A 13,324-nucleotide genomic window follows, 5' to 3' on the forward strand; every position below is an offset into this window, starting at 1 on the left:
GCGAAAACAACGGGATCAAGGTGGTCATTTCGCCCAGTCGTTCACCGTATGGTGGATTCGATACCAATACACCCGCTCTGTTTGCTGTTTTCGGCGGCACAAAATTCAACGCATCACTAACGTTGAAATGAATCAGATCAAATACCCCGGCTTCATTGGCGTTGTGTTTAGCCATGGCGATGAGCTTGCGGTCAATGTCGTTGGCAAATAATTTTACATCTGGGTTAATTTGTTGTGCTTCAGCGTCGCTAACCAGGGCTTGCCATATATCGCTGCGATGTCCCTGCCAGTGTGTAAATCCCCAACGAGGACGCTGTAGACCTGGTGCGCGTTGCGCTGCGATGAGTGCGGCTTCTATAACAACCGTGCCTGAACCACACATTGGATCTGCCAATGGTTGGCTGGTATCACGGGTCCAACCGCTGCGCATTAGCATGGCTGCTGCCACGTGTTCCTTCAACGGCGCCAGACCGGTTTCCTGTCGGTAAGCCCGTTGATGCAGGCTGCCGCCGGAAAGCTCGATACCCAGTGTAATTTTGTCGCGACTCAGGCGCGCGTTAATCACAATATCCGCCTGTGAGCGTTCAACATCGGGTCGAGAGCCACTTTCATCGTAAAAATGGTCTACCACGGCATCTTTAATCTTCAATGCGCCAAACTGGGTATTGTTGATAGCTCTGCTGCTACCGTGAAACTGAACGCTGAAGGTCTCTTTGGTAGAAAACTGCATCGACCAATCGACCTTACTGGCCGTTTCGTACATGGCTTCCGCGCTACTGGCATCGCCTTCATTAAGCACCCAGATAACCCGGTTGGCAAGTCTGGACCATAAGCAGACCCGATATGCATCTTCAAGGCTACCATCTACACGAAGCAGGCCCGGGCTTTGCTTTACGCTCGCCTCGGGACACAATGATGCGATTTCATCTTTCAGCAATTCATCCAGCCCACGGCTGGTTGTCACTAAAAATCCAAGCTGACTCATTAAAGCCCCTGTACCAGTTGTTTAACAAGTTTTGGACCTTGATAAATGAAAGAAGAATACACCTGTATTAATGACGCCCCTGCGTCCATTCGCGCTTTACCAGATGCCACATCATGTATGCCGCCGACACCAATGATAGGTAATTTGCCGCCCAATGCCTGATGCAGTTGTTCGGTAACCCACTGACTTTGATCAACCAGTACCTCACCACTCAGACCACCGGCTTCTCCCGCGTGCTCAAGTCCCTCGACGGCTTTGCGATCTAATGTGGTGTTTGTTGCTATAACGCCATCCATTTCACATTTGATCAGTGATTCGGCAATGCCCTGCACTTCTTCACCGGTTAAATCCGGTGCAATCTTAATAAACAAAGGTACGTATTTATTGTGGACCTTCGCCAGTGTTTGCTGGGCTTCTTTCAGGCCACTAAGCAGCGATTCCAGTGCCGCACCGTACTGCAGATTTCTGAGTCCAGGCGTATTAGGTGATGAAATGTTGATTGTGATGTAACTGGCGTACGCATAGACCTTGTTTAAACAGATCAGGTAATCGTCCAGTGCATTTTCTTCCGGCGTGTCTTTGTTCTTACCGATATTAATGCCCAGTGCGCCGTCAAAACGGCTGGCTTTAACCTGTTCAACCAGATAGTCCACACCTTTATTGTTGAACCCCATGCGATTAATAATGGCGTGCTTTTCAGGGAGGCGGAACAAACGTGGCTTTGGGTTGCCCGGTTGTGGTCTGGGGGTCACGGTGCCGACTTCAATAAAGCCAAAACCCATCGCCGCAAAAGCATCGATACATTCACCATTTTTGTCGAGACCCGCGGCCAATCCCACCGGGTTTCTAAACGTGACTCCGGCTACGGTAACCGGTTTATCTTCGGTTTTTTCCGTGTAGAGCGCCGACAATGGCGTACGTTGAGTGCGGTGCAACCATTTAATTGTGAAATCATGGCTGTTTTCTGGTTCGCATTTTAATAAGGCTTTTTGAATAAATTCGTACATGAAGTGCTATAACACCGTGTTAAAAATGGCTGCCCCTGTCTGACAACAACTAAAAATCACCAGTTCACAGGTGGCAGAAAGCCCCGACAAGCGGGGCTAACTAAGTCAATTCTGTATCAGCGCATGTTGCGCTGATACCGACAATCCCGAGATTGCGTAGTTTACTGGCTGGACTTCATGCTTAAAAGCATCAATTCGCGCAGCGCGACTGAAAACTTCGCAAAATCGTGGTTTGAACTGGTCTTAAATTCGCTCATCATATGATACCAGCGTTTTAACAGACCTTCATTGTTTTGCATCCAATTGGCCAGAATTGCATCTGCATCCGTGGAGTCACCGTTGCTACACAATAAATTCGAGACAATGGAACGTTGCTGCCAGTCAAGCTCCTCGCGATATGATGCACGAGCAAGCGCCTGCCAGTGATTGCCCACAGGCTGATTGGTGATTTGCTCGAGGAACCAGTGTAATTCCAGCTTCGAACCCATCTGGTAGTACAGTCGCGCTGCTACATCAATATTGTGACTGTCCTGCTCAACAATTTGGGTTAAGTCCAGTGCACTAAATACGTTACTGAATGCAGCTACTCTGCTAGCGATGTCCTGTGGTACACCTTTGTCGATCCATTTTGCAGTGGCGTCTTCCAGCTGTTTGATTTCTGATTTCACCAAATAGTTAGACAAGTTATTACACAAGTCATCAACCGCTGGCTGATATTTCAGAATAGACTGTTCTATGTCTGCACTGGTATCGCCATGACGAATATACCAGCGTGTACCGCGACGCATTAATCGTCTGGCACTTTCCAGCATGGAAAGCTGCGCATCAGCATCGATTTTGTTGTCAAGGTCTTCAATGGCTTCCCACAACTCGCCGATACCAAATACACCTTTTACAACACTGTAAGCGTTGGTGATCTCTACGATATCGGCCCCGGTTTCTTCCTGCATACGGTACACAAAGTTGTGTCCCATATCGTTCACCATGTTGTTGGTTAACTTGGTGGCGATAATTTCTGCTCTCAGTGGGTGCTGCTGCATTTGCTCAGCAAAGCGCTCACGAAGTTCCTGCGGGAACGCACTGATTAACAGCTTTCCATGGTAGGCATTATCAGTTAAGGCCGGAATGTTAAGCTGGTCCTTCAGTACCATTTTACCGTAGGCGGTTAACACACTCAGCTCCGGGCGGGTTAAGCCGCGATCTGATGCAGCGCGATCAGAGATCTCATCATCAGTAGGAATAAATTCCAACTCGCGATTTAGAGCGCCATCGCGTTCCAAGCCGTGAATGAAACGCAGCTGTTCTTTTATTGAAGAGACGCCGGTACGTTCACTGATTGAAATTGCCTGTGTCTGTCGGTAACAATCCTGCAGTACAATCGTAGCAACGTCGTCAGTCATGTCATACAGCAAATTGTTACGCTGTTTCACTGTCAGATCGCCATTGCTTACCAACTGGTTCAACAGGATCTTAATGTTAACTTCGTTATCTGAGCAGTCCACACCACCGACGTTGTCGATAAAGTCGGTGTTCACGCGACCGCCATTAGCAGCGTATTCCATTCGACCCAATTGAGTGAGGCCCAGGTTACCGCCCTCACCCACGATTTTGGCTTTGATATCCTGTCCATTTACACGCAGTGAATCATTGGCGCGATCGCCCACATCACTGTGGCTTTCTTTCTTGCTTTTCACATAAGTGCCGATACCGCCATTCCAAATCAAATCGACCGGCATTTTAAGGATGTTGTGAATAAGCTCGTTAGGCGTCATGGTGTTCTGACGCGTACCCAGCCAGGTCTTCATCTCAGGCGTGAGTGTTATTGACTTCGCAGAACGGCTAAATATACCACCGCCTTTAGAAATCAATGATTTGTCGTAATCTTCCCAGGACAGGCTTGGGTTTTCAAACAAACGCTTGCGCTCTTTGTAAGTTTTAGCCGCATCCGGATCAGGGTCGAAGAAAATATGCAGGTGGTTAAAGGCCGATATCAGGCGCGTGTGTTCAGACAACAGCATACCATTACCGAATACGTCACCTGCCATATCACCAATCCCCACACATGTGAAATCCGTAGTTTGACAGTCGATTCCGATCTCTCTGAAGTGACGCTTAACTGATTCCCAGGCACCACGTGCCGTGATCCCCATTTTCTTATGGTCGTAACCCACGCTGCCACCAGATGCAAACGCATCACCCAGCCAGAAGTTGTATTCTTCTGAAATGCCGTTGGCAATGTCAGAAAATGTCGCTGTGCCTTTGTCTGCCGCCACTACTAAATAAGGGTCGTCTTCATCGAGACGGACCACATCTTTAGGTGGCACGATTTCACCATTTACAATGTTATCTGTGATATCCAGTAAGCTGCGAATGAAGGTCCGGTAGCAGGCCTTGCCTTCTTCGAAGATTTCCTGACGGCTCGCGCCACTTGGCAGCTGTTTACAAACGAAGCCACCTTTGGCGCCAACCGGCACAATCACGGTATTTTTTACTTTTTGTGCTTTTACCAGGCCCAGGATTTCCGTTCTGAAGTCTTCCTGGCGATCTGACCAGCGCAATCCGCCGCGCGCAACGCGTCCACCACGCAGGTGCACACCTTCCACTTTAGGGCTGTATACAAAGATTTCGTATTTTGGCAGCGGTAACGGCATCTCCGGAATGTTTTCAGGCATGAGCTTGAACGAGATGTAGGGCTTTTCGCTACCGTCTTCGGCTTTCTGATAAAAGTTGGTACGCAGCGTGGCGTCGATCATGTCCAGATAACGACGAATGATCCGGTCATCATCCAGGTTGCTCACTTTATCCAGCGCTTCGTTGATCTTATTAACCAGGGTCTCCAAACGCTTCTTACGAGACTTACGGGCAGGATTAAAGATTTCGTCAAAATAACTGATCAACAAACCGGCAATCTGCGGGTAATTCGACAAGGTATTGGCAATGTAATCACGGCTGAAACTGCTGCCTGTCTGGCGCATGTACTTCGCAAACGCGCGCAGAATAGTGACATTGCGGCCGGTAAGCTCAGCGCTTAATACCAGGCGATTAAAACCATCGTCTTCCAATTGGTTGTACCATACCTTGGCAAATGCGTCCTGGAATAACGCCTGGGCCTTTTCCATGTCTAAATCATGGCCGCTTTTGTGGAGCATGGTGAAATCCATTACCCACTTAACTTTGCCGTCTGCACAGTTTATTTTGTAAGGGCTTTCGTCGATAACGCGCAGACCAAAGTTCTCCAAAATCGGTAACACGTCAGACAAGTGAATGGGTTCATGCAAATGAAACAACTTCAGTTTCACGATTTGACTGTCAGACTGTTCTTCCTGTGGGCGGTAGAACAACATACCCATGTTGGCGTCTTCTGATAATTGCTCGAGCTTTTCGATATCTACCAGAGCTGCAGTCGGTAAGTTATGCTCTGTATACGAGCGTGAGAACGCATTGACATAGTTGCGTTCAAGGGATTTTGCCGTTGCTTCGCCATAGGCTGAAGACAGGGCTGACGACAACCGGTCGTTCCAGGTTTTGGTCAGCTCAATGATATTCTGTTCGATTTCCTTCACATCAAATTCCGCATTGTTGTCTTCGACCCGAGCGATATAGTGCGTTCTTGCATACACAGATTCAGAGAAAAACGTGGTGAATTCGACTTCACCGGTAGCACCAAATGAATGCTTGAGTAGCGCTTGCGTCTCTTTCCGCAACTGGGTGTTATAACGCTCTCTTGGTACGTACACCATACAGGAAAAGAAACGACCAAAGGTGTCTTTGCGAACAAACAGACGGGTAATGCCGCGTTCCTGCATCTGAAAAATACCGCGGACGATTTCCGCCATATCTTCTTCAGGCGTCTGCAATAACTCATCACGAGGATAAGTTTCAACAATGTTGTTGAAAGCTTTAAACGCATGGGTTTGCGGATCAAATTCAGACAGCTCACAAATCCGTCGAATCTTGTCTGACAGCAATGGGATGTCGCGGGTACTGCTGTTGTAGAAGTTAGCCGAATAAAGCCCCAGGAAGCGATGCTCTCCGATAACCTGCCCTTTGCTGTTGAATTCTTTTATTCCAACGTAATCCATATAAGCCGGACGATGTACCCGTGAACGTGAATTGGTTTTAGTCAGCAGAAGGACCTGCTGGCTGAGTGCAGCCTGACGAGCGCTGGCGGGCAACGCCGACAGTAGTCGCGGTCTGTCACTTACTGAGTTTTTCATTAACCCCAGGCTGGTATCATTGTCGGGAAGCCACTGGTGATCGCCTTCAATAGCATTCACCCGGTAATGGCGATACCCCATCAACGTGAAGTTATGGTCGTTCATCCACTCAAGAAAACGCGTTGTAATGTCTTTGCGATCTTTCTCGATGGGTAATTTAGCTTTCTTTACTTTAGCAGTGATTTCAGCCAGTTTATCGCGCATCATTTGCCAGTCAGCAACAGCCAGAGATACTTCATCCAGTGTTGAAAACAGCTCTTTGGTGAGCGTATCGATATCCGCTTTGCTGGTTTGGCGGTCTACTTCAATAAAAACAACGGTTTCGCGTGACGTCGTTGCACTGTTACCGTCACCGAATTTTACTATCTTATTTTTATCGTCACGGTCGATGTTCATTGGACTGTGGATCAGCATATGCGCAGTGATGCCAAGGCGATTCAAAGCCATGCGAATAGAGTCAACTAGGAATGGTAAATCCCGAATGATCATTTCGACGATAGTGTGACTCGATTTCCAACCGTGTTTGTCGATTTCCGGGTTGAATACACGCACATAAGGACGCTTGCCGTCGTAATCAGCAAACGCATTCCACAAACTTAACGTGGCGCCGTATAAATCGCTGTCGTTGCGATGTTCAAGGTCGTCCAGTGGAATGTTTTTGAATAAATGTCGTCCGAACGTGGTAATTAACGTTCGATTTTGGTTATCAACTTTCTTGTCGATTAACGAAAAAACGTTCTCAAGCAAAACTGAATAGCGCTGAGAGCTGACTGTCATGTGCCTACCTATAGAGTATTTTTGTTTAAGTATAGAATGTACAAGCATATTTTCGCTAAATAACCGAAGAAATAAAAGCGCTTGTTTTACATCTTTTTTACATTTTGGATAACTATGCAGATAATGCAAATAAAAAGGAGCCTTAATGGCTCCTTTTTTGGTTACTTATGCGAAAAAAAGTTTTTTGCTAGTCATTGGTGCGGTTGAACCAGAGAAGTCGCGCCAATGCCGGTAGTACAACAATGGCACCGATCATATTCACCAGGAACATAAAGGTAAGCAGAATGCCCATGTCTACCTGGAATTTCAGTGTTGAAAATACCCAGGTGCTCACACCTATTGCCAGGGTAACACCGGTAAATAATACCGCGCTGCCCCGCTCTTTAAGCGCTTCCAGGTATGCCTGATTGACTGACATGCCCTGTTTGATCAGTATGCTCATTGTCGACAGGATATAAATACCATAGTCGACACCAATTCCCACGCCCAGTGCGATAACTGGCAGTGTATAAACGGTTAAGCCAATGTTGAGATAAGTCATAAGCGCTTGAGCCAGCACGGATACCACATAAAGCGGCAATACCACAGCAATGGTTGAGCGCAACGAACGGAAACTCAACAAACACAAAATAATCACCGCGCCGAACACATACACCATCATTGGCGTCTGAGCAGCCTGCACTGCTTCGTTGGTTGCTGCCATAACACCTACCGGACCAGAAGCCAGACTGAACTTCATATCGTCGGTCTGATATTCTTCACGGAACGCTTTTACCGCATCGACGACACGAGTAATAGTTTGCGCTTTGTGATCTTCCATAAACAGGATGATCGGCATCACAGAGCAGTTACCGTTTAATAAACCAGATGAGGTTGGCACACGGGAAATAGCCTGCACCAATGTTTGTTGGTTACGCGGCAGTACCTGCCATTTTGGATTTCCTTCGTTGTAGCCCGCATTTATCACTTTGGCGATAGATGCGAGTGAAACAGCCGACTGTACACCGGGTACGTTGGTCATTTTCCACTGGAAATCATCAATTGCGCGCATTACGTCGTATGACGTACAGGCTTCTGGTGTGGTTTCAACCAACACAGAAATGTAATCTACCGTGACCTCAAAGCGGTCCGTAATCAAGGCGGTATCCTGATTGTAACGAGAGTCTTCGTGCAGAACCGCAGCACCGGCCTGGATATCACCGATTTGCATTTGTTTAGACTGTACGAATCCAATTGCAAACAGTATTGCCGTCACCAGCACTATTACAATTGCGGTGCCTTTTTTAGTGCACACATCCAGCACATGCCACATGCCTTCTGATTTAGCTTCTTTACCCGCAAATTGGTCGAGATAATGTTCTGGGAAGCGTATGTAGCTCATCAGAACAGGCAGCAGAATCAGGTTGGTCAGAATGATAACAGCCACACCCAGACTCGCTGTAATAGCCAGTTCACGAATGATACCAATATCAATAACCAGTAAGGTCAGGAAGCCAACTGTATCTGACAGGAGCGCAATACCGCCAGGAATTAGCAGCGCTCGAAACGCAGCCATAGCGGCTTGTTTCGCGTTGTTACCTTTAACAATGTTCTTTTCGACCGCATTGATCATTTGTACGCCGTGGCTCACCCCAATCGCAAAGACCAAAAACGGCACTAGGATTGACATGGGATCCAGACCAAAGCCCAGTGAGGTCAACAAGCCCATCTGCCAAATGACTGCAATCACTGAGCAGGCAATAGGCAAAATAGTAAGCATGATATTACGAGAGAAGAAGTACACCATGAGTGCGGTGATGACGATGGCAATAGCGAAAAACAACACGACAGATTTTGCACCCGTAGCGACATCACCAATCATCTTAGCAAAGCCGATGATGTGAATGCTGACATCGTCGTTTTCAAACTGTCCACGAAGCTTGTCTTCCAGCTCCTGTGCTAACTCCAATGTGTTCAACTGCTCACCGGTTTCAGGATCCAGCTCAAGTAACTGCGCTGTGACCATGGCACAACGGTAATTATTTGACACCTGACGACCCACAATTTTGGCCTTTTCAATGTTGGCAGCAACGGTGTCTAACGCTTTGGGGTTCGATGAGTTGAAGTCGGCTGGAATGACCGGACCGCCCGCAAAACCACCTTCAACAATTTCAGTAAAGCGAGTTGATGGTGAATAGAGGGATACAACCAATGAGCGGTTAACGCCGTTGATAAAAAACAGCTCATCATGGACGTTTTTCAGCGTATCAAAGAAAGGCTTGTTAAAAATATCACTGTCGCGATCACACACGGCAACTAAAACATTGTTAGCTCCACCAAAATCCTTGCGGTGTGCCATGTAGGTTTGCATGTATTCGTGATTAAGAGGAATGTTCTTTTCAAAGCCAGCATCCAGCTTCATACGAGAAGCCTGGAATGCCAGTACCAACGTAGCAAACACGAACAGCATGATCACCACTGCCCGGTTATTGAAAATCAACCTTTCCGAAAATTGACTAAATGAAGACATATAACTGATTTAATCCAAAGAAAGTGAATAGATGCCATCGGCGGCGGTTACCAGGGTTTCCCCCTGCACGGTCGCTGCATTCAATAATGCAGACTTGCTTTCTGTCGTCGTTACAGCCACGCCGTCTGCTACCGCGCAGCTTGACGTTGAAGCGTAAGGGTCATAGTCACTCACAGAAAGCGGTAAAGTCGCATTAACAACAACGCCGTTGTTGCCAATAAATGCCACCCCTTGTTGCGTTTCGATAATGGAGTTGAGCGTAGCCGTATTACACGTAGACAGATACATCCACTGCTCGTCTTGCTGCATCACAAAAATATTGCCTCGCAAACCCGCTGCCACTAATGAGCCGTCTGCCAGCATTTTTATATCGAAAAACGAACCTGTGTATTCAATGTCAAAGCGTTCCCAGCTCTGGCCTAAATCGGTACTTACTGCAAGCAAACCCGCTTCGCCTGCCAGATACAATGTGTTGTCGCTTGCCACGCTGACTCTGTTGAGGTGCGGTAAGATAGACTCCAGTTCCTGTTGATAGAAGTCTTCGTCTTCCTTGCGAATTTCTTCGAGGTATTCGCGATCATAAGGATTCAAAAAAGACGCATGTCTAACCGATTCCCAACTTTCTCCGCCGTTACTGGTTTGATAAAACAAGCCATAAGCGCCAATGGCCAGGCCTTGCTGCTCATCAAAGAAAACAATATCAAGGAAAGGACGTTCTAATTCCGGCGCATTGTGCTGAATTTCCCAACTCTGTCCACGGTCGGGAGAATGAATAATAATGGCGTCATGACCTGCAGCCCATATATTGTCGCCAACAATCGTTACTGCGGTCAGGGTTGCCTGGGTCGGCACCTCAAGTTGGGTGAAGTCCTCTTCACCTTGCTTGAGCAGAATATGACCACGTTCTCCCACCGCCACAGTGAAAGCGCCGGTATCAATATCTAATAGTAGTGACTCTCGCACCAAAGGTGCCTGGTATGCTTGCTCTGCCTGACAAACCAAAGAAAAAACGAGAAGTAGCACGGAAGAAATCAATTTGTGCATTAAAGGTTTAAACCTCCGGATAAAGTACACGCGCTGAAGGCATGTTACTGCTGTGTAAGCAACACGATTACCCATTGAAACACAGGGCTTATAATTGTTAGTGATGAGTTGCTGATTATGATACACAGTAATGTGTATCGGTTTATTAAAACAATGAGGTAGCAAGCTCACACTGACTACCTCATTCGAACAAACGGGCACAATGAATGTGCCCGCTTAAATCACTTATCGCGTACCTTCGCGACGCAGTGCCTGAGGAGTAAACTCCGCTTCTCTTGGACGAACAGAGAAATCATACATCTGCTCTTCGTTGTCCAGGCCAATCGCCAGGTAACGACGAGAGTTCAGGTCGTGGTATACGTCCAGCGTAGACCAATGTGTAGGAACTTCGTAGTAGTTAACGCCGTATGCTACTGCAACACGATACAACTCACCACGGTTGTCATACATGTCGGCCAACTGAATTTGCCAGCTGTCTTCGTCGATAAAGAATACCCGTTTCTGATAGATGTGACGGAACTCGTCTTTCAACGTCGCTTCTACCACCCAAACACGGTGCTTTTCCCAACGGGTTAGATCCGGATTTACGTGATTTGGCTTCAGAATATCGCTGTAAGTTGCGGTATTGCTGTGCAACTTGTAGTTGTTATAAGCAACGTACATTTCTTTCTTACCCTTTAACTCCCAGTTATAACGGTTTGGAGAACCATTAAACATATCGAAGTCATCGGTAGTACGCAGGCCATCTGCCGCCGTTCCCGGCGTATCGTAGGCAATGTTTGGTGCCAAACGTACACGGCGCTGACCGGTGTTATAGGTCCATGCCTTACGAGGCTCCTTAATTTGGTCCAGTGTTTCGTGAACCAGCAACGCAGTACCAGCCAGACGCGCCGGCTTAGTAACTTTTTGCTTAAACATAAACAATACGTTGTTTTCAAGCAGCGTTTCAGGCGTAGCATTTTCCTGAGAGTATTGAATCAGTAGCTGTTCATCAAAACCGATTACGTTGTAGTCACCGCCAGCGGTTACTGCTGCCTGACCACCGTTACGCTGAACAGCCTGGCCACGATAGCGTGCAATGTGGTTCCAGATCGCTTCAAGACCGTTGGCCGGAATGGGGAATGGAATACCTACTGCGGCACCTGACATACCGTTACCACCATCCAACAACTCGGCACGAGTCGCATTTGCTTTGGTTGCGTCATAAACAAACTGTGGGTTAGACGCTGAACGATGCGTTTTGTACACAGGCAGTTTGAACGAGTCAGGGTAAGTCTCGAACATTTTAATCAGGCCGTCAGACAAAAACTCGGCATGTTCTTTATAGTTAGCACCAGTAATCGTGAACAGTGGTGCTTCACCAGCATACGGGTCAGGGTGAAAATCACCCTCTGTGTAACCCGCAGGTGCTGATGTTAATCCGCCGTTCCAGGCTGGAATAGAGCCATCAGCGTTACCCGCTTTCTCGCCACCCAGTGGCGTTAACTCGGTACCTAACTTGGCAGCATCGGCGCTGCTAACTTTTGCTTGAACTGGTGCTGCAGATAACGCGACAGTTAACGCAGCAGCAATAAATCCAATCTTTTTCATCATAACAATACTACTCTCTGTTAAATTGCGTACTTGATGTTGAACGAGATGAAGTCACGGTCTGACAGCGCGTTAGTGGTACCAATGCCACCCCAGAAGCTGCTGTAAGACGCGGTTGCAGACCAACGGCTCAAGTAATCAAACGTGAATGATATATTGGCTGACTTAACATCTTCCGTGAACAAGAACAGCGGATCAGGCGTAGTACCTTCTACATCATGCGAGAACGTCGCACGAGTACGTAAATTTACACCAGCGAAAATGTTGTTGAAATCAGCAACAGCCAGTAAACGGTAGCCCCATGCATCGTCAGTTGCAAACGGGTTAGTTTCCGGACCGTTTGACAAACCTGTGTGCAAGCCTGTGCGCGGATTGCCGGTTTCTGTTGGCTCCAGTGACGGTGTACGTGCAGTACCCGGTGCGTTCAGGCGAACTACTGATGGGTCCGGGAAGTCAACAATGTTAACGTAGCCCGCTTCACCCAGTAGGATAAAGTTGTCGGTACCAAATGCCGGACCAAATACGTGAGACAACGTAAACTGCGCCTGCCATGTATCAGAGAACACATAACCTTCGGCAGTCTCGCCAGGACCAACAGCGCGGCCGATATTGTTCAACTGCGAAATGCCACCTAAGTCAGGGCGCAATCCAGCGTTTGCTAACTGCTCTGGCATACCCATATACAACAATTCAACGTCATCGATTTGCAGAGGCTCATCCTGGCGGTAAGCGAACTCACCGGCAAACGCCGTGGTGCCAATGTTGGTGTTAAAGCTCATGCCGTACAGCTTGATGTCTTCAGGGTAGTAGAACTTAGCTTCGGTAAACGCCTGCAGCTCTGTGACGTTGTCACGAGTGATATTATTGGTCGCCAAGAATGCCATGTCGGCACCAATGCCTGCGGCCGTGAAGTTAGACGTTTCACCGGAAATCAAAGGACGCTGGCTGTGATAATTAATGTGGTAGAAACTGAACTCAGTTTCATTTAATTCTTCTGCGAAATAGGTAACGCGAAGACCGTACTGACCCTGGTCGTCGGCATCAACATGGGCCTGATCGCTGTAACCACGCAAAGCCACTTTAGTAGGATATGCCAGGTAAGCCTGACTGATTTGCGAAGCATCAGCACCAGCACGCAGTGCATCGCCCAGACCATTGAGTGACGCTAACAGGAAGTCAAGGTCAATGTCCGGGT

At 47.7% G+C, this 13,324-nt stretch carries 7 protein-coding genes; all 7 read right to left on the minus strand.

What is annotated here, in order from left to right:
- On the minus strand, positions 1-985 hold a 985-nt coding region (locus AC4MRN_RS14515; RefSeq protein ID WP_491203663.1), incomplete at its 3' end, for a THUMP domain-containing protein.
- Positions 985-1,992 (minus strand): quinone-dependent dihydroorotate dehydrogenase, encoded by a 1,008-nt coding sequence (gene pyrD / locus AC4MRN_RS14520; RefSeq protein WP_487966187.1) that lies wholly within the window; start codon positions 1,990-1,992, stop codon positions 985-987. The genes pyrD and AC4MRN_RS14515, both read right to left, overlap by 1 nt.
- Positions 1,993-2,153: 161 nt before the next feature.
- The gene (locus AC4MRN_RS14525) at positions 2,154-6,986 is read right to left on the minus strand and encodes an NAD-glutamate dehydrogenase (protein WP_491203664.1); all 4,833 of its coding nucleotides are present in this window, start codon (positions 6,984-6,986) and stop codon (positions 2,154-2,156) included.
- Between the two features lie 187 nt (positions 6,987-7,173).
- Positions 7,174-9,495: an efflux RND transporter permease subunit gene (locus tag AC4MRN_RS14530; protein ID WP_491203665.1), complete on the minus strand. Its 2,322-nt coding sequence runs from the start codon at positions 9,493-9,495 to the stop codon at positions 7,174-7,176.
- A 9-nt stretch (positions 9,496-9,504) separates the two neighbouring features.
- Positions 9,505-10,539 carry a beta propeller repeat protein gene (locus tag AC4MRN_RS14535; protein WP_303625783.1) on the minus strand — a complete coding sequence of 345 codons (1,035 nt, stop codon included), beginning with the start codon at positions 10,537-10,539 and terminating at the stop codon, positions 9,505-9,507.
- A gap of 225 nt (positions 10,540-10,764) precedes the next feature.
- The gene (locus AC4MRN_RS14540) at positions 10,765-12,132 is read right to left on the minus strand and encodes a DUF1329 domain-containing protein (RefSeq protein WP_073324528.1); all 1,368 of its coding nucleotides are present in this window, start codon (positions 12,130-12,132) and stop codon (positions 10,765-10,767) included.
- Positions 12,133-12,149: 17 nt separating this feature from the next.
- Positions 12,150-13,324 (minus strand): DUF1302 family protein (locus tag AC4MRN_RS14545; RefSeq protein ID WP_491203666.1); only part of this gene is annotated, 1,175 nt, incomplete at its 5' end.

The sequence above is a fragment of the Marisediminitalea sp. genome (assembly GCF_984433645.1).